This window comes from Cellulosimicrobium sp. PMB13 (assembly GCF_051294865.1).
Lineage (GTDB): Bacteria > Actinomycetota > Actinomycetes > Actinomycetales > Cellulomonadaceae > Cellulosimicrobium.
On the sequence record NZ_CP145910.1, the window covers coordinates 1,801,728 to 1,819,506 of the forward strand.

Annotated in this window: 15 protein-coding genes; 5 read left to right on the top strand and 10 right to left on the bottom strand. The window is 74.8% G+C overall.

Annotation, left to right across the window (positions count from 1 at the left end; genetic code table 11):
• Nucleotides 1-64: 64 nt before the first annotated feature.
• From V5D56_RS08345 to V5D56_RS08365, 5 genes are all read left to right on the top strand, one after another.
• Entirely contained in the window at nt 65-1,393 is a 1,329-nt protein-coding gene (locus V5D56_RS08345; protein ID WP_435738578.1) for an ABC transporter substrate-binding protein, read from the top strand.
• Nucleotides 1,394-1,605: 212 nt separating this feature from the next.
• Complete coding sequence (locus tag V5D56_RS08350; RefSeq protein WP_435738981.1) at nt 1,606-2,961, top strand: Gfo/Idh/MocA family protein; 1,356 nt, start codon at nt 1,606-1,608, stop codon at nt 2,959-2,961.
• Nucleotides 2,958-4,505: a UxaA family hydrolase gene (locus V5D56_RS08355; protein WP_435738579.1), complete on the top strand. Its 1,548-nt coding sequence runs from the start codon at nt 2,958-2,960 to the stop codon at nt 4,503-4,505. Before V5D56_RS08350 ends, V5D56_RS08355 begins: the two co-directional genes overlap by 4 nt.
• Nucleotides 4,506-4,571: 66 nt before the next feature.
• Complete coding sequence (locus V5D56_RS08360) at nt 4,572-5,597, top strand: 3-oxoacyl-[acyl-carrier-protein] synthase III C-terminal domain-containing protein (RefSeq protein ID WP_435738580.1); 1,026 nt, start codon at nt 4,572-4,574, stop codon at nt 5,595-5,597.
• 582 nt (nt 5,598-6,179) lie between these two features.
• Entirely contained in the window at nt 6,180-7,229 is a 1,050-nt protein-coding gene (locus tag V5D56_RS08365) for an aldo/keto reductase (protein WP_435738581.1), read from the top strand.
• Between the two features lie 83 nt (nt 7,230-7,312).
• On the opposite strand, the gene V5D56_RS08370 is transcribed toward V5D56_RS08365, so the two are convergent.
• The 10 genes from V5D56_RS08370 to V5D56_RS08415 all read right to left on the bottom strand — a co-directional run bounded on the left by V5D56_RS08370 (nt 7,313) and on the right by V5D56_RS08415 (nt 17,639).
• Nucleotides 7,313-7,843 carry a nucleoside deaminase gene (locus V5D56_RS08370; protein WP_435738582.1) on the bottom strand — a complete coding sequence of 177 codons (531 nt, stop codon included), beginning with the start codon at nt 7,841-7,843 and terminating at the stop codon, nt 7,313-7,315.
• Entirely contained in the window at nt 7,840-8,829 is a 990-nt protein-coding gene (locus V5D56_RS08375; RefSeq protein ID WP_435738583.1) for an ornithine cyclodeaminase family protein, read from the bottom strand. Before V5D56_RS08375 ends, V5D56_RS08370 begins: the two co-directional genes overlap by 4 nt.
• A gap of 134 nt (nt 8,830-8,963) precedes the next feature.
• Entirely contained in the window at nt 8,964-9,890 is a 927-nt protein-coding gene (locus tag V5D56_RS08380; RefSeq protein ID WP_435738584.1) for an ABC transporter permease, read from the bottom strand.
• On the bottom strand, nt 9,887-11,122 hold the full coding sequence (locus V5D56_RS08385; RefSeq protein WP_435738585.1) for an ABC transporter permease: 1,236 nt from the start codon (nt 11,120-11,122) through the stop codon (nt 9,887-9,889). The genes V5D56_RS08380 and V5D56_RS08385 overlap by 4 nt, the downstream gene beginning before the upstream one ends.
• Nucleotides 11,119-12,864 carry an ABC transporter ATP-binding protein gene (locus V5D56_RS08390; protein WP_435738586.1) on the bottom strand — a complete coding sequence of 582 codons (1,746 nt, stop codon included), beginning with the start codon at nt 12,862-12,864 and terminating at the stop codon, nt 11,119-11,121. The genes V5D56_RS08385 and V5D56_RS08390 overlap by 4 nt, the downstream gene beginning before the upstream one ends.
• Nucleotides 12,865-12,913: 49 nt before the next feature.
• Complete coding sequence (locus V5D56_RS08395) at nt 12,914-13,963, bottom strand: BMP family protein (protein ID WP_435738587.1); 1,050 nt, start codon at nt 13,961-13,963, stop codon at nt 12,914-12,916.
• Nucleotides 13,964-14,071: 108 nt separating this feature from the next.
• Entirely contained in the window at nt 14,072-14,797 is a 726-nt protein-coding gene (locus V5D56_RS08400; protein ID WP_435738588.1) for a GntR family transcriptional regulator, read from the bottom strand.
• 35 nt (nt 14,798-14,832) lie between these two features.
• Nucleotides 14,833-16,197 (bottom strand): RNA polymerase sigma factor, encoded by a 1,365-nt coding sequence (locus V5D56_RS08405; RefSeq protein ID WP_435738589.1) that lies wholly within the window; start codon nt 16,195-16,197, stop codon nt 14,833-14,835.
• Nucleotides 16,198-16,275: 78 nt separating this feature from the next.
• Nucleotides 16,276-16,707: a YciI family protein gene (locus V5D56_RS08410; RefSeq protein ID WP_435738590.1), complete on the bottom strand. Its 432-nt coding sequence runs from the start codon at nt 16,705-16,707 to the stop codon at nt 16,276-16,278.
• 125 nt (nt 16,708-16,832) lie between these two features.
• Nucleotides 16,833-17,639, bottom strand: a complete 807-nt coding sequence (locus V5D56_RS08415; RefSeq protein WP_435738591.1) for an ABC transporter ATP-binding protein — start codon at nt 17,637-17,639, stop codon at nt 16,833-16,835.
• Between the last annotated feature and the right edge of the window lie 140 nt (nt 17,640-17,779).

Consider the following 17,779-nt stretch of genomic DNA (forward strand, 5'->3'; position numbering starts at 1 on the left):
CGTGACCGGACCACATCGCAGCACACCCGTAGAACGACGACGTTCCACCGAAGGAGAAAGCACGATGAAGAGCTCGACCCGATCGACCCGCACCTGGCTGCGCGTCGGCGCGCTGCTCGCCGCCGGGACCCTCGCCCTCAGCGCCTGCAGCGGTGACTCCGGCGCCGCGCCGGACGACGACCCCGTGGAGACGACCGACTCCGGACCGGTGGAGATCCGCTTCTCGTGGTGGGGCTCGGACACCCGGCACGAGACCACGCAGCAGGTCATCGACCTGTTCGAGGAGAAGAACCCCGACATCACGGTCGTCCCCGACTTCACGGACTGGGGCGGCTACTGGGACAAGCTCGCGACGACGGTCGCCGGTGGCGACACCCCCGACGTCATCACCCAGGAGGAGCGCTACCTCGCCGACTACGCCGCGCGCGGCGTCATCGCGGACCTCGGGGAGCTCGGTGTCGACACGAGCAAGATCGACGAGTCGGTCCTCGAGTCCGGCACGACCGAGGGCGGCCTGTACGGCGTGGCCACGGGCGTGAACGCGTACTCGATCATCGCCGACCCGGCGATCTTCGAGCAGGCCGGCGTGGAGATGCCCGACGACACCACGTGGACCTGGGACGACTTCGTCGAGATCGCCAACGAGATCTCGGCCAAGGCCCCCGAGGGCGTGTACGGCGTCCAGGAGTTCGGCGGGAACGAGGCGGGCTTCAACATCTTCGCCCGCCAGCACGGCCAGTCGCTCTACGGCGAGGACGGCGGCGTCGGCTACGACGACGAGCTGCTCGCCGAGTGGAACCAGATCACGATGGACCTCATCGAGGGTGGCGGCCAGCCCGACCCGGCCCGCAGCATCGAGATCGCCGAGGGCGGTCCCGAGCAGTCGCTCCTGGGCACCAACACCGGCGCGATGGGCTTCTGGTGGTCCAACCAGCTGCCCGCGATCTCGAGCGCGGCCGGCCGTGACCTCCAGCTCCTCCGCGTGCCGGGCGAGTCGGAGTTCGACCGCACGGGCATGTACTTCAAGCCCGCGATGTACTACTCGATCTCCAAGACGACGGAGCACCCCGAGGCGGCGGCGAAGTTCGTGAACTTCCTCCTCAACGACCCCGAGGCCGGCGCGCTGATCCTCGCCGACCGCGGCCTGCCGGCCAACACGGACGTGCGCGAGGCCATCCAGGCCGACCTGGAGCCCGCGGACCAGCAGTCCGCCGAGTTCCTGGCGGGCCTGGAGACCGAGATCGTCGACGGCCCGCCGGTCCCGCCGGAGGGTGCCGCTGACGTCCCGGAGATCACGACCCGCGTGAACACCGAGCTGATCTTCGGCCGGCTCAGCCCCGCGGACGCGGCGAGCCAGTTCACCTCCGAGGTCGAGGCCGCCATCGGCGGCTGACGCCTGATCCACCGGGTGCCGACGGCACCCGGGCACGACTGGCCGGACCGTCCCCGTCGCCCCACGGGGACGGTCCGGCCGACCGCCCGCCACCCGTCGGCGGGCGCGACACCACCCACGGAAGGACCGCTTTGCCTCCCCTCGCCGAGTCCCCCCGAGACACCGGAACCCGTCGCCGCTACGCCGTCGTCGGGACCGGGCACCGGGCCCAGATGTACGTCGACGCGATCCTCGGGCCGCACCGCGACGTCGCGCGGCTCGTCGCCTGGTGCGAGCCGAACCCGGTCCGTTCCGGGTACTACGACGAGCGCGTGGCGGCCGCGGGCGAGGCACCCGTCCCGACGTACGCGCCCGACGACCTCGAGGCGATGATCGCGCGCGAGCACGTCGACGCGGTCGTCGTGACGTCGCCGGACCGCACCCACGCCGACGTAGTCGCGCGCGTGCTCGCCGCGGGGGCCGACGTCGTGCTGGAGAAGCCGATGACCACGACCGGACGGGGCTGCCGCCAGATCGCGGACGCCGTCGCCGAGCACGGCCGCGACGTCGTGGTGACGTTCAACTACCGCTACTCGCCCCGCAACACCGCGCTCAAGCAGGTCATCGCGAGCGGCGAGATCGGCGAGGTGACCGCGGTCCACTTCGAGTGGGTGCTCGACACCGTGCACGGCGCCGACTACTTCCGCCGCTGGCACCGCGAGAAGGAGATCTCCGGCGGGCTCCTCGTCCACAAGTCGAGCCACCACGCGGACCTCGTCAACTGGTGGGTCGACGACGAGCCCGAGCTGGTGTTCGCACGCGGCGGCCTGCGCTTCTACGGCGCCGACGGCGCGGGGGCAGCGGGCGCGGCGGCGGGGAGCCGTCCCGCGCGCGGGACGCGCGGCGCCCCGGACGGCCCTGCGGCCGACGCGCCGCGCGACCTGTTCTTGCTCGACCTCGCCGACGACCAGCGCCTGGCCGACCTGTACCTCGACGCCGAGGCGCACGACGGGTACCGGCGCGACCAGGACCCCTTCGCGCCGGGCGTGACGATCGAGGACACCGCCGCCGTGATCGTCCAGTACCGCCGCGGCGCGGTCCTCACCTACTCGCTGACCGCGTACGGGCCCTGGGAGGGGTACCGCGTGAGCGTCACCGGGACGCGCGGCCGTGCCGAGCTCGAGGTCGTCGAGCGCGGCGCGGTCCTCACGGACGAGAACGGTCGGCCCGTCCTCGACCCGTCCGCGCAGGAGGCGCTGGCCACCGGCCCGACGCGCCCGCGCGGCGAGCGGCTCGTCGTGCAGCGGCACTGGGAGGAGGCGAGGGAGGTGCCGATCCCGAGGGGGCAGGGGGCTCACGGGGGCGGTGACGCGATGCTCCTCCAAGACGTCTTCCGCGGTCCGGGCGAGGACCCGCTGGGCCGCCCCGCGGGCTGGCGCGACGGGCTGCTCGCGGCCGGTGTCGGGATCGCGGCGAACAGGTCGCTCGAGACGGGCCTGCCGGTCCGGCTGGCCGAGGCGGTCGGGGGAGCGCACCGCGCACCGGCCGTCCCCCACGAGGCGGGGCGCGCGCAGGCGGTGCGGGCATGACCGCGTCCACGCACGAGCGCGCCGCACTCCTCGTGCTGCGTGCCGAGGACGACGTCGCGGTCGCCACGCGCGACCTCGTCCCCGGTGACGTCGTGGCGGCCGACGGCGGCGAGCCCGTCACGGTCCGCGACGACGTCCCGCGCGGACACAAGGTCGCGCTGCGCGCCGTGCTGACGGGCGAGCCCGTGCGCAAGTACGGGCAGGTCATCGGGGTCGCGTCCGCGCCGATCGAGCCGGGCGACCACGTCCACGTGCACAACCTGGGCTTCGAGGAGGGCGAGCGCGAGCACGAGCTCGCGACCGTCCACACCCCGCTCGAGGCGCCCGCGGGACCGCGGCCCACGTTCCGTGGCTACCGCCGCGCCGACGGTCGGGTCGGCACGCGCTCGTACGTCGCGATCCTCACGTCGGTGAACTGCTCGGCGAGCACGGCGAAGATGATCGCCGACCAGTTCCGCGGGTTCGCGATGGACGGGTACGAGCACGTCGACGGCGTCGTCGCCCTCACCCACCAGTCCGGGTGCGGGCTCGTCCCGACGAGCGAGGGCGCCCAGGTGCTGCTGCGGACCCTGCGCGGGTATGCGGGGCACCCGAACGTCACGGGCGTGCTCGTGCTCGGCCTCGGCTGCGAGATGATCGCCGTCGACACGGTCCTCGCGGGGGCGCAGCTCTCCCCGGACACGGTCGTGCGGACCCTGACGATCCAGGACTCGGGAGGCGTGCGCGCGACCGTCAAGGCCGGCGTGCAGGCCGTCCGGGAGATGGTCGAGGAGATCGACGGCCGCTTCGAGCGCACCGAGTGCGACGTGTCCGAGCTCGTCCTCGGTCTCAACTGCGGGGGCTCCGACGGGTACTCCGGCATCACCGCGAACCCCGCGCTCGGGATCGCGTCCGACCGCCTCGTCGCCTACGGCGGCACGTCCGCCCTCGCCGAGACCCCGGAGGTCTTCGGTGCGGAGCACCTGCTGACCCGCCGGGCCGTCACGCCCGAGGTCGGTCAGCGCCTGCTCGACCGCCTCGCGTGGTGGCAGGACTACGCCGCCGCGGGCGGCGGGAGCCTCGACAACAACCCGTCGCCCGGAAACAAGGCGGGCGGCCTCACGACGATCCTCGAGAAGTCGCTCGGCGCGGTCGCGAAGGGTGGTCAGGCCGACCTCGCGGCGGTGCACGAGTACGCGGAACCCATGACGACGAAGGGCTTCGTGTTCATGGACACCCCGGGCTACGACCCGGTCTCCGTGACGGGACTCGTCGCCGGCGGGGCGAACGTCGTGTGCTTCACGACGGGGCGCGGCTCGGTGTTCGGGTGCAAGCCCACGCCGTCGATCAAGCTCGGGACCAACAGCGAGCTCTACGCCCGCATGGGCGACGACGTCGACATCGACTGCGGCCGGATCGTCGACGGCACCGCCACGCTCGAGGCCGTCGCCGACGAGATCTTCGCGCGCATCCTCGCCGTCGCGTCCGGGGAGCAGACCTCCAGCGAGGACCTCGACATCGGCGGCGAGGAGTTCGTCCCGTGGCAGCTCGGCACCGTCACCTGAGCCGTGCGAACGGGCTGGCGCCCGGGCGGCTTGGACGATCCGCCGGGCACGGTGAATGATCGACGCATGCTCACACCTGCCACCGGCGCGGCCGGATCGCGCATCGTCGGCCTCGGACACCACCAGCCCGAGAAGACGCTCACCAACGACGACGTCGCGCAGCTCGTCGAGACGAACGACGAGTGGATCCGGTCGCGGACGGGCATCATCACCCGGCACGTCGCCGACGACGACACGACCGTCGCCGACATGGCCGTCGGGGCCGCCCGCCACGCGCTCGACGACGCGGGCGTGGCGGCCGCCGACGTCGACCTCGTGATCGTCGCGACCGCGACCGCCGTCGACCGCTCGCCCAACACCGCCGGCCGCGTCGCTTACCACCTGCGCACCGGCGTCATGCCCGGGCAGTCGACGCCCGAGGAGGCGTCCGAGCTCGACCTGCGCGGCGTCGTCGGGCCTGCCGTGCTCGACGTCAACGTCGCGTGCTCCGGCTTCGCGCACTCCGTCGCGCTCGCCGACCAGGCGATCCGCGCCGGGTCCGCACGCACCGCCGTCGTGATCGGCGCCGAGAAGCTCACGGCGTTCACCGACTGGACCGACCGCAGCACCTGCATCCTCACCGCCGACGGCGCGGGGGCCGCCGTCCTGCAGGCGACCGACACCCCCGGCGTCGGCCCGGTGACCTGGGGCTCCGAGCCCGACCTCACGCCCGCCGTGCTCATCGAGGCACCGGCCGACAAGTTCGCCCAGGACGGCCGCGCCGTCTTCAAGTGGGCCATCACGCGCGCGGCGGAGCGGGCGAAGCTCGTCGTCGAGCGGTCCGGCGTGGCGCTCGACGACATCGAGGTCCTCGTGGCCCACCAGGCCAACCTGCGGATCATCGAGCCGCTCGCCAAGGCGCTCGGCATGGAGGAGCGCGTCGTCGTCACCGACATCGTCGAGTCCGGCAACACGTCGGCCGCATCGATCCCGCTCGGGCTCTCCAAGTGGTGGCACGCCGGCAAGATCCCCGCCGGGGCGCCCGCGCTGCTGTTCGGCTTCGGCGGCGGGTTCGCCTGGGCGGGCCAGGTCGTGGAGACGCCGTCGCGCTGAGCCGTCCGTGATCCCGGTCGGGCCGGTCCGTGGTCCGGTCCGGCCGGGGGCTGCGCGAGGGCGGGCGGGTCGACGGTGCGGGTCCGGCCGGGGGCTGCGCGAGGGCGGGCGGGTCGACGGTGCGGGTCCGGCCGGGGGCTGCGCGAGGGGCGGGGCGGGTCTACCATCCGGACCCTCGTTCCTCGGGTCCTCCCGCCAGACCCACCACGACCCGCCCCACCCCTCGCTCCGCCCCCGGCCTCGTCGGCCATGTCACCTCGACCCGCCCCACCGCTCGATCCGACCCCGACCTCGTCGGCCATGTCACCTCGACCCGCCCCACCGCTCGATCCGACCCCGGCCTCGTCGGCCATGTCACCTCGACCCGCCCCACCTCGTAGCCGCCCCACCTCGTATCCGCCGCGCATCGAGCAGTCCGCGCGAGCGTCGCCGCACGAACGACGAGATGTGAGTCGTTGTCGGTTCTTCCGCCTGCGGGAGGGCAACGACTCGCATCTCGTCCTCTGTCGTGACGGTCGGGTGACGCGTCACGGAGGACCTTGCCGTGGTCGGGTCCGACGGTCGCCGGGCAGAATGGGGGCCATGTCCCTCGCTCCGCGCTATGTCGCTGCCGACGACCGTTACGACTCGATGACCTACCGGCGGACGGGGCGCAGCGGCCTCGACCTGCCCGCGATCTCGCTCGGCCTCTGGCACAACTTCGGGGACGTGAACCCGTTCGAGACCCAGCGCGCCGTCCTGCGGCGCGCGTTCGACCTCGGGATCACGCACTTCGACCTCGCCAACAACTACGGCCCGCCGTACGGCTCGGCCGAGGAGAACTTCGGGCGGCACCTCGCGCAGGACCTCGGGGCGTACCGGGACGAGCTCGTCATCTCGTCGAAGGCCGGCTACGACATGTGGCCCGGCCCGTACGGCGACGGCGGGTCGCGCAAGTACCTGCTGTCCTCGCTCGACCAGTCGCTGCAGCGCACGGGGCTCGACTACGTCGACGTCTTCTACCACCACCGCCCGGACCCGAGCACGCCGCTCGAGGAGTCCATGCGGGCGCTGCACGACGCCGTCCAGCAGGGCAAGGCCCTGTACGTCGGCGTCTCGAACTACTCGCCGCAGCGCACGCGCGAGGCCGCGCGCATCCTCGCCGACCTCGGGACGCCGCTGCTCATCCACCAGCCGAGCTACTCGATGCTCAACCGCCACGTCGAGGATCCGTCGCACGAGGACCGCTACGACGGCGTGCAGTCGGAGTCGCTGCTCGACGTCGTGGGCGAGCTCGGCATCGGGACCATCGTCTTCTCGCCGCTCCAGCAGGGCCTGCTCACCGACCGGTACCTCTCCGGCTCCGCGCCCGAGGGCTCGCGGGCCGCGCGTCCCGACTCGCCGTTCCTCTCGGCGGACAGCATCGACGAGGACTACCTCGCGACGGCGCGGACGCTGAACGAGATCGCGCAGGGCCGCGGGCAGTCGCTCGCGCAGCTCGCGCTCGCGTGGGTGCTGCGCGACGAGCGCGTCACGTCGGCCCTCGTCGGCGCGAGCAGCGTGCGCCAGCTGGAGAACAGCGTCGCCGCGCTCTCCGCGCCCGTGCTGCCCGCCGACGAGCAGGACGCGATCGAGACCGCCCTCGCGAGGTAGAGCCGAGGTCGCCGAGGTAGAGCCCTGGTCGCGGACCCTGGCTCTACCTCGCGGACCCTGGCTCTACCTCGCGGACCCTGGCTCTACCTCGCGAACCCTGGCTCTACCTCGCGGAAGGGAGCGAGGCCCTCGTCGCCGAGCGCCGGGCCGACCACCTCGACCGTCGCGTCGGACGCGGCGACCACGTCGGCGCAGCGCAGCGTGAACGACGGCGACCCCGGCATGACGCCGCGGATGTCGGGTGCGGCGGTGCCGAACACGATGCGGCCGACGCCCGACCACACGAGCGCGGCCGCGCACATCGGGCAGGGCTCGCCGCTCGCGAACATCGTGGCGCCGGCGACCGCGCGGCGGTCGGCCTCGGCCACCGCCCGGACCGCGTCCAGCTCGGCGTGCGACGTCGGGTCCCCCGTCTGCGCGGCGGCGTTGCGACCGGTCGCGAGCACCCGGCCGTCGGCCGCGACGAGCACCGCGCCGAACGGCCGGTTCCCGTCGACGAGCGTCGCGCGCGCGATCCGCAGCGCCTCGGCAAGGTGCGCACGGTCCGTCGCCGAGAGGGATCCCGGCGCGGGGCCGGTCGTCGCGGAGGTGCCGTCGGGCGTCGTCGCGCTCATGCCGACAACTCTACGGAGAGCCCCCGGCCGACCGCCCGCGCGGCGTCGACGAGGAGCCGCCCGATCACGACGTCGAGGATGCCGAGGCCCACGGAGTCGAACAGCGTGACCTCGTCGGCGGTCCGCCGGCCCGCGGCCCGAGCCGTGATCACGTCTCCGAGCTCGAGCCGGCACGCGGACTCGTCGATCGCGCCCTCGGCGATGGCGAGGAGCGTGTCGCCGGACTCGTGCAGCGCGGTCGACACCGAGTCCACGACGACGCGCGAGCGGGCCATCGCCTCGCCGTCGACCTCGCGGTGGTCGGGCCGCGGGGGCGCGCCCACGACGTTGACGTGCAGCCCGGGGTGGAACCACGCGCCGCGGACGACGGGTTCTCGGGAGGGCGTGAGCGTGCACACCACGTCCGCCGAGCCGACGGCGCTCGCCGGGGAGTCCACGCGCGTCACCTTGAGGTGGGGGTGGCGCTCCCCGGTCCGCTCGGTGAAGGTCCGGACCGTCTCGGCGGACCGCGACCACACGAGCACGTGCTCGATCGGGCGCACCTCGGCGATCGCGCTGACGTGCTCGAGCGCGAGACCGCCCGCGCCGACGAGCCCCAGGACGCGCGCGTCGTCCCGGGCGAGCCACCGCGTCGCGACGGCGCTCGCCGCCGCGGTGCGCAGGCGCGTCGGCAGGCCGCCGTCGAGCACGGCGACCGGCGCGCCGTCCGAGGCGTCCGCGAGCACGAGCACCGAGCGCTGCGCGGGCAGCCCGCGCGCGCGGTTCCCCGGGACGTCCGCGAGGAGCTTCGAGCCGGCGAGCCCCGCGCGCGGCGACACGGCCGTCATCGGGAGGAAGTGCGCGGCGTCGTCCACGGCGGCCACGGTGAGCGGGGCCTGCGCAGCGGTGCCGTCGGCCAGGTCGGCGAACGCGTGCTCGACGGCCTCGACCACCTGTGCGGGCGTGACGAGTCCGGTCAGGTCGCTGCGGGTGAGGACGAGGGGCACGGGGCCTCCAGGATTCGGGCGGACGGTGGAGTGCGAGCGGGCGGCGCTGGGCGGTCGGGCGGTGCGGGGCGCGCGGGTCGTGGTGCGCGCGGGTGGCGAGCCGGTGTCCGGGCAGGTGTCCGGGGCGTGCGGGGTCACGACGACCGGCCGAGCCGGACGAACGGCGTGGTGAGGCCGCCGGGTGGCCGACTGTGGGTGACGAAGCCCGCGACCGCGAGCAGGGCGAGCACGTAGGGCAGCATGACGAGCAGCGCGAACGGCACGTCGACTCCGAGGGCCGGCAGCGTGAACTGCAACGCCTGCGCGAGACCGAAGGCGAGCGCCGCGACGGCGACCCCGACGGGGCGCCAGCTGCCCGCGATGACGGCGACGACCGCGAGGTACCCGACGCCGGCCGTCATGTTGTCCGTGAACGTGCGCACCTCCGACAGCGCGAGCTGCGTCCCCGCGAGGCCGGACAGGAGCCCGACGACGAGGACCGCCGCGAAGCGCACGCGCAGCACGGGGATCCCGGAGCGGTCGGCGCTCGCGGCGTCCTCGCCGACGGCGTCGACGGCGAGGCCCCAGCCGGTGCGCCGCGACGTCAGCACGGCGAGGAGGACGACGAGCGCCACGAGCGCGTAGGCGAGGCCCGTCTGGCGGAACAGGGCCGGCCCGATCACCGGGATCTCGGACAGCACGGGGATCGCGACCCGGTCGAACCCCGGCACCTCGGTCCCTCGTTCGAGGAGGAGGCGCGCGCCGAACGTCGTGCCGGCGAGCGCGAGCGCGTTGGCGGCGATGCCCGTGACGATCTGGTCGGCGCGCAGGACGACGCTGAGCACGGCCTGCAGCACGCCGACGAGCAGCCCGGCGAGCGCGCCGCACGCGACGCCGACGAGCGCGGAGCCGCTCGACGTCGCCCCCACGACCGCGGCGAACGCGCCGGTGAGCATCATGCCCTCGACGCTCATGGTGAGGACGCCGGCGCGCTCGCCGACGAGCTCGCCCGACGCGGCGACCAGGACGGGGATCGCGAGCGCGACGGTCGCGACGAGGAGGTCGGTGAGGGTGAGGATCACGACGGGACCTCCGTGGTGGTCGGCCGGGTGGTGGGGGAGGGCTGCGGACGGCGGAGGCGTCCGCGGTGCGCACGGCGCACCTGTGCACCGACACGGCCCACGGACCAGATCGCCGTCCCGGCGACGCCGAGGATGATGAGGCTCTCCGTGATCTGGGTGATCGACGCGGGGACGCCCGCGGCGAGCTGGAGGTTGATGCCGCCCGAGACGAGGAAGCCGAGCCCGGTCGCGATGCCGACGGCCGCGGTGAACGAGCCGCGGGCCAGGAGGCCCACGACCAGGCCGGAGAACCCGTACCCGGACGACAGGCCGTCGTCGAGCACGTGCGGCGCCGAGGCGACGAGGACGCCGCCGGCGAGGCCTGCCCCGGCGCCCGCGGTGGCCAGGGCCGAGAAGCGCAGCCGGTCGACCGGCAGACCGAGGCGCAGCGACGCCGGACGGGACTGCCCGACGGCGGCGAGCCGCACGCCGGTCGCCGTGCGCCGCAGGACGACCGCCGCGGCCACGGCGGCCCCCAGGGCCAGCACGACGGCCACGGTGACCGGCGAGCCGGGCACGCCGAGGAGCGGGAGGTGCGCGGCGTCGACGAGGGGCGACGACTGCGGGAGCGTCTCCGAGCTCGTCACGGGCTGGCGCAGGAGCGCCTCCTCGTGGACCGCCAGCACGAGGACGGCGGCGCCGACGAAGTTGAGCAGGAGCGTCGTGATGACCTCGCTCACGCCGCGCCGGACCGCGAGCCAGGCCGCGACCGACGCCCACGCGGCGCCGCCCAGCGCGGCGACGAGCAGCACGAGCGGCAGCGCGACGACGGACGGCAGCGCGGGCGGGAGCGTCGTGCCCACGGCCGTCGCGGCGACGGCGCCCACGCAGATCTGGCCCTCGCCCCCGACGTTGACGAGCCCGGCCCGGTGCGCGACGAGGAAGCCTGTGGCGACGAGCAGGAGCACGGCCGCGACGTTGACGGACGACCCGATCGCGTACGGCGTGCCGACCATGCCCTCCCACAGGGCGGTCGCGGCCTCGGCGGGTGTCGCACCCGCGAGCGCGGCGAGCGCGGTGCTCACGGCGAGCGCCCCGAGCACCGCGGCCAGCGGGACGAGGACGGGACGCGCGGCGAGCAGCCGGTCGCGCAGCGAGGCCCCACCACGGTGGGTCCCCGGGGACGCCGGGGACGCCGGGCGCGGCGGCGCGGAGCGCGTCGCGGGCGGAGCGGTCGAGATCGGGGCGGTCATGCCGAGGCTCCCGTCATGAGGTGGGCGACGCGGTCTCGCGCGTCGGGGTCGGCGGTGAGGACGGGGCCGCGCAGGGCGCCCCGGTAGGCGACGTGCACGCGGTCGCACAGGACGAGGAGCTCCGACAGCTCGCTGGACACGACGAGCACGCCGACGCCCGCACGCGCCGCCGACCGCAGGTGCGCGACGACGTCGTCCACGGCTCCGAGGTCCAGGCCCCGCGTGGGCTGGGCCGCGACGACGCAGCGCAGCGGGTCGAGGCTGAGCTCGCGCGCGAGGACCGCCTTCTGCTGGTTCCCGCCCGACAGCGCGGAGAGCGGGGCGTCGAGGCTCGCGGCCCGGACGTCGAACCGGCGCGCGAGGTCGGTCGCCGCGGCGTCCATGGCGCGCCGGTCGAGCAGGCCGAACCGGCGGTAGCGGCGCAGGCGGCCGAGGAGCAGGTTCGTCGTGACGCTCAGGCTCGTCACGACCGCCTCGTGGTGACGGTCCTCCGGGACGACGCCGAGGCCGAGCGCGGTCCGTCGCCGCGGCCCGGCGCGGGTCACGTCCGTCCCGGCCAGCACGACCTGCCCCGCCGCCGGACGCACCGCGCCGGACAGGGCGGCGACGAGCTCGCTTTGGCCGTTGCCCTCGACGCCCGCGATCCCCACGATCTCGCCGGGCCGCACGAGGAGGTCGACGGCGTCGAGCGCGCGGGCGCCGTCGGGCCGGTCGACGACGAGGCCACGCACCTCGAGCACGGGCGGTGCCTCGTCCGGCGCCGGGGCCGGTTCCCCGTGACCGTCTGCTATGGCGTGGGCCGCTGCGGCGTCGGGCAGTGCGGCGCCGACCGACGAGCCGCCGACCGACGAGCCGCCGACCGGCGACCTGCCGACCGACGACCTGCCGACGGGACGGGTCACGCCCACGCTCGCGGCGAGCACCGGGTCGAGGCTCGACGCGTCGCGACCCACCATGAGGCCCACGAGCTCGGCGGCACCGAGCCCGGGGCCCGACGCGCTGCCGCCCTCGCGGGCGAGCGGCCCGCCGCCCACGACGCGCCCGCCCCGCAGCACCGTCGCGCGGTCGCCGACGCGCATCACCTCGGCGAGCTTGTGCGTGATGAGCACGACGGCCGTGCCCGTGGCCGCGACGCGGCGGCAGGTCGCGAGCAGGCCGTCGACCTCGTCCGGCCCGAGGACGCCGGTGGGCTCGTCGAGCAGGAGGAGGCGGGGCTCGTCGAGGAGCGCCTTGACGATCTCGACGCGCTGCCGGGCGCCGACCGTGAGCGTCCCGACCCGTGCCGTCGGGTCGACCCGCAGGCCGAGCGTCTCCTCGATCGCCGCCAGACGCGCGGCGAGGCCTACCCGGTCGGGGCGCAGGCGGCGCACGCCCCGGCCGAGCAGGAGGTTCTCCTCGACGGTGAGCGTCGGGACGAGAGAGAAGTGCTGGTGGACCATCGCGACGCCCCGCGCGAGAGCGTCGGCGGGCGATGCGGGTGCGAACGCCTCGCCGTCGAGCAGGACCTCGCCGGACGTCGCCGGGAGCGTCCCGAACACGATGTTGCACAGCGTGGACTTCCCGGCCCCGTTCTCGCCGAGCACGCAGTGCACCTCCCCGGCGGCGATCTCGACGTCCACCGCGTCGAGCGCGGTGTGCGCCCCGAAGACGCGCGTCACGCCCCGCAGGGCGAGCGTGGGCGCGCCGGTCGGGACGCCGGGGGCGTCGTGCGTCGTCGGGGCGGAGGGGAGCGTCGTGGGCATGAGATCTCCGTTCGGGGTGCGAGGACGTCTCAGGACGTCTCAGGACGTCTCAGTACGTCTCGACGGCGCCGGTCGCGACCGACTCGGTGATCTCGTCGAGCGCGGCGACGGTCGCGGGGTCGTCGGTGCACAGGACGAACTCGGTGCCGCCGAGGTCGCTCGTCAGGCCGAACGGCACCTGCGCGGCCTCCCACGTCCCGTCGAGCACCGAGTGCACGGCGTGCTCGACCGCGGTCCCGATGTCGGTCCGGACGTAGCCCACGTAGGGACCACCGTCGGTGCACTCGCCCGGGATCGGCCCGCCGACCATCGAGGCCCCGGCGTCCTTCGCGGCCTGCTCGATGCCCTGCTTGCCGAGGTTGACGATCTGCCCGACCACGTCGACCCCGACGCCGAAGTTGGCCGCCGCGGCCTGCTTGGCCTTCGCGGGGTCGTTGAAGTCGCCGAGGAACTGCGGCGTGACGACCTCGGTGCCCGGGACCGCGGCCTCGGCGCCGTTCGCGAACGCGACCGACGCGTTGACGATCGCCGGGAGCTCGACGCCGCCGATGAACCCGACCTTGCCCGTGTCCGAGCTGAGCGCGGCGACGGCGCCCGAGAGGTACTCCGCCTCGGCCTGCTGCGGGTCGTAGTAGGCGAGGTTCTCCAGGGGTTCCGCGTCCGCGGGGCCGCCGATCTCGACGAACGTCACGTCGGGGAACTGCGGCGCGACCTTGCGCAGGTCGGCGTCGGTCTGGCCGCCGACGGAGATGACGAGGTCCGACGTGCTGGCGAAGCGGACGAGCGTCTGCTCGTAGTCGGCCGCGGCGACCTCCTCGACGAACGAGAGCTCGACCTCGTCGCCGAGCTCCTCCTCGAGGCGCTGGTAGCCGAGGTAGGCGGACTCCATGAAGCCCGTGTCCGAGGTGGACCCGGGGAGGAAGACGCCGACGACGAGCGGCTCGTCGCCGTCCGCCGGGGCGTCGTCGCCGGCGGCGGTCGTCGTGCTGCACGCCGTGAGGGCGACGAGGCTCCCGGCGAGGAGCGCGCCGACCGCGGCGCGCCGCGGAGCGAGGGACGGACGGGGCGAGCGGGGAGTGGCGGAACGGGAGCTGCGCATGGGTCCTCCTGGTCGAGTTAGTGGTATACCACTAAGCCCGAGTGTGGGGACCCCGTGTTTCCGGCGCGTCACCCGGCCGTAAAACGTGCGTGACCGAGGTGCGGTCGGTCAGCGCGAGCGCGCCCGGTTCCGCGTCCGGGTCGCCTCGACGGGGTCGATGGGCGCCGACGCCCACGTCTCCGCGAGCGCGAGGCTCGGCCCGCGCCCCGACGCCACGTGCCGCAGGGCGAGGTCCGCCACGGCGTCCCCGTCCTGCGCCTCGATCGCCGCCAGCATCGCGGCGTGCTCCTCGCACTGCTCGCGCGTGTCGCGCTGCTTCGTGAGGTGGAACAGCCAGCGCACGCGCGCGTCGAGCGGCGCGAGCATCGACTGCAGCAGCGGGTTGCCGCACGCCTGGACGACGGCGGCGTGGAACCCGGCGTTGGCAGCCGCCGTCGCGGCGTCGTCGTGCGCGGCGAGCGCGGTGCGGGCCGCGTCCACGGCGGCGGCCATCGTCGCGAGGTCCGCCGCCGAGCGGCGCAGCGCGGCGAGCCGGAACGCGAGCACCTCCACGGTCTCGCGCACCTCGAAGAGCTGCTCGACGTCGGCCCGCGTGAAGGGCGCGACGAGCGCGCCCTGACGCGGCACGAGGACGACGAGGCCGTCGCTCTCGAGCTGGTGCAGCGCCTCACGGAGCGGCACGCGCGAGACGCCGAGCTCGGTCGCGATGTCCCGCTCGACGAGCCGCTGGCCCGGGTGCAGGTCGAGCCCGATGATGCGTGCCTTGAGCGTCGCGTACGCCGTCTCCCGCAGCGAGGGGCGGGCGTCGTCGAGGGGCGCAGGGCTCGTGGTCACGCCCCGATCCTAGGGATCGTCGGACCCGCCGGCCGTCAGGTCCGGCCGGCCGTGCCGCCGCCCTCGGCCACTGAGGACGCCGCTGCGGCTCGGCCGAGCAGGAGCCGTCGCTCGCGCTTCGTGGGCGCGAGCCCGGCCGCCTGCTCCAAGGCCACGGAGGCCTCCGCGTGCCGCCCCAGGCGCGACAGGACGTCGCCGCGCACCGCGCCGTAGAGATGGTGCCGTTCGAGGCGCGGGTCGCCGTGGACGGCGTCGAGCACCTCGAGCGCCCGCTCCGGTCCGTCGGCCATGAGCACGGCGACCGCCCGGTTGAGCTCGACCACGGGTGACGGCGCCACGGCGGCGAGGGCGTCGTACAGCGACACGATCGCCTCCCAGTCGGTCTCGGCGAACGTCGCCGCGCGCGCGTGGCACGCGGCGATCGCCGCCTGGAGCGTGTACGGCCCGAGGACCTTCCCGCCCCGCGTGCCGAGTGCGAACGCCCGGTCGAGCGCGGCGAGACCGTGCCGGACCAGGAGCCGGTCCCACCGCGAGCGGTCCTGGTCGGCGAGGAGGACGGGCTCGCCGTCGGGCCCCGTGCGCGCCGCGAAGCGTGACGCCTGGAGCTCCATGAGGGCGACGAGCCCGTGCACCTCCGGCTCCGTCGGCAGCAGGCCGGCGAGCACGCGGCCGAGGCGCATCGCGTCCTCGGCGAGGTCGCGGCGCACCCACGCGTCGCCCGACGTCGCGGCGTACCCCTCGGTGAAGACGACGTACACGACCTCGAGCACCGCGGGCACCCGGGCGGGCAGCTCGTCCGCCTGCGGCACCTCGAACGCGACCCGGGCCTCGGCGAGCGTGCGCTTGGCGCGCGAGACGCGCTGGCCGACCGTCGCCGAGGGGACGAGGAACGCGCGGGCGATCTCCTCGGTCGTCAGCCCGCCGACGAGCCGGAGCGTCAGCGCGACGCGCGCCTCGCGCGGCAGCACGGGGTGGCACGCGACGAGCACGAGCGCGAGGAGGTCGTCGTCCACGGGCGCCTCGACCACGGCGTCCGGCGCGGGCACGCTGCCCACGAGCACCGCTCCTCCGTCCGTCGCGCGCGCCGTCGTGCCGCCGCGGGTGCTCGCGCCGGGCGCGACGAGGTCTGCCGCGAGGCGCGCGTACTTGGCGTCGCGCGTCCGTTCGCGGCGGACCAGGTCGACGGCGCGGCGGCGCGCGACCGTCGTGAGCCACGCGCCCGGGTTGTCGGGGACGCCCTGCTCCGGCCACTGCTCGAGCGCGGCGACGAACGCCTCCTGCGCGACGTCCTCGGCGAGCCCGACGTCGCGCAGGGTGCGGGCGAGCCCCGCGATGAGGCGCGCCGACTCGATGCGCCAGACCGCCTCGACGGTCCGGCGCACCTCGTCCGCGCCTCGCACCGACCCTCGCACCGACCCTCGTACCGACCCGCGGGCGGACCCGTCCGGGGGCTCCGTCGTCGGTGCGTCGGTCATCGCTCAGGCCCCGCCGTGCTGGGCCTTGATCTCCTCGGCCAGGCGCTCGTCCTTCTCGCGGAGCTCCGGCGTGTACTCAGCGCCGAAGTCCTCGGCCTCGAAGACGGGCCGGATCTCGAGCACCTGCGTGCTGCCGAGGTCGGGGTCGGACGGGCACCGCTTCGCCCACTCGACGGCCTCCTCGAGCGAGGAGACCTGCCAGATCCAGTACCCGGCGAGAAGCTCCTTCGACTCGGTGAACGGGCCGTCGACGACGGACGTGCCGGAAGCGTCGAACACGACCCGCGCGCCCTTCGCGCTCGGGTGCAGACCCTGGCCGTCGAGCATGATGCCCGCCTTGACGAGCTGCTCGTTGTACTCGCCCATCTGGGCGAGCATCTCCTGCGTGGGGGCGATCTTGTCCTCGTCGGCTCCGGTGCCGTGGATCAGGACCATGACGCGCATGATGTTCCTCCTCGGTGAGTGCCCCTCGACCGTAGTGCCGTGGGGGCGGGTTCACCAGGACGTCGAACGGCGGGCACCGGATTTCGACACCGGTCGAGAACTTTCTCCCGGGCGGGTCAGCGGAAGCGCTGGACCGCGAGCGGGGCGGCCTCGGCGAGCCCGCGGACGGCCGGGTGGTCCGACCCGGGCACGGTGCCCGCGAACACGTCCTGCAGCGCGCCCGACGCGACGAACGTGCCGTCGGCGAGCACGTGCACCGTGGCGCACAGGCGCTCGACGAGCTCGAGGTCGTGCGACACGAGGAGGACCGCGGTCCCGAGCTGCTGCGTCGCCTCGCCGAGCCGGCGCACGACGTCGCCGCGCATCGCCGGGTCGACGGCCGTCAGCGGCTCGTCGAGCAGGAGCGCCCGGGGCCGGGTGGCGAGCGCGACGGCGAGCGCGACGCGCTGCTTCTCGCCCCCGGAGAGCGAGTGGATGGTGCGCGGCGCGTACCGCGGCTCGAGCGAGACGTCGGCGAGGAGGTCGGCGACGGGACGCCCGTTCGCCCGGCCGGCCTTGCGTGCCTCGGTGAGCGCTGCCGACAGGGTCCGGTCGACGGTCCAGCGGGGGTCGATCCCCACGCCCGCGAGCCCGTCCTGGGAGACGCGGCGCACCTCGGCCTTGAACGTCTTCTTGTCGCGGCGCGAGAGCTTCGAGACGGTGCGTCCCTGGTAGGTCGCGTGCCCGCGGGTGGGCTTCACGAGCCCGACGAGGGCTCGCACGACGGTCGACTTGCCCGCACCGGACTCGCCGACGATCCCCACGGGTGCCGAACCCGGGACGATCTCGAGGTCGATGCCGTGGACGACGTCCGGTCCCGCGTACCCCGCGGAGAGGTCCGTCGCGCGCAGGATCGGCTCGGGCAGGTCGGCTGGCGTGCTCATGGTCACCTTCAGGTTCGGCTCGTGGGCGGACGGCGCTCCGTGCTCCCGTCCGTCCGACGTACGACGCTACCGCGGAGTTCCGTGTGATGGCTCACGCGCTCGGCGGTCCCCGCAGCGCCGCGCCGAGGAGCGCCGGGGGT

Coding starts and splice junctions, on each gene's coding strand:
- V5D56_RS08365 (WP_435738581.1), top strand. CDS start 6,180: ATGTCCCTCGCTCCGCGCTATGTCGCTGCCGACGACCGTTACGACTCG.
- V5D56_RS08415 (WP_435738591.1), bottom strand. CDS start 17,639: ATGAGCACGCCAGCCGACCTGCCCGAGCCGATCCTGCGCGCGACGGAC.
- V5D56_RS08345 (WP_435738578.1), top strand. CDS start 65: ATGAAGAGCTCGACCCGATCGACCCGCACCTGGCTGCGCGTCGGCGCG.
- V5D56_RS08395 (WP_435738587.1), bottom strand. CDS start 13,963: ATGCGCAGCTCCCGTTCCGCCACTCCCCGCTCGCCCCGTCCGTCCCTC.
- V5D56_RS08385 (WP_435738585.1), bottom strand. CDS start 11,122: ATGACCGCCCCGATCTCGACCGCTCCGCCCGCGACGCGCTCCGCGCCG.
- V5D56_RS08410 (WP_435738590.1), bottom strand. CDS start 16,707: ATGGTCCTGATCCACGGCACCGGAGCCGACGAGGACAAGATCGCCCCC.
- V5D56_RS08355 (WP_435738579.1), top strand. CDS start 2,958: ATGACCGCGTCCACGCACGAGCGCGCCGCACTCCTCGTGCTGCGTGCC.
- V5D56_RS08350 (WP_435738981.1), top strand. CDS start 1,606: ATGTACGTCGACGCGATCCTCGGGCCGCACCGCGACGTCGCGCGGCTC.
- V5D56_RS08360 (WP_435738580.1), top strand. CDS start 4,572: ATGCTCACACCTGCCACCGGCGCGGCCGGATCGCGCATCGTCGGCCTC.
- V5D56_RS08370 (WP_435738582.1), bottom strand. CDS start 7,843: ATGAGCGCGACGACGCCCGACGGCACCTCCGCGACGACCGGCCCCGCG.
- V5D56_RS08390 (WP_435738586.1), bottom strand. CDS start 12,864: ATGCCCACGACGCTCCCCTCCGCCCCGACGACGCACGACGCCCCCGGC.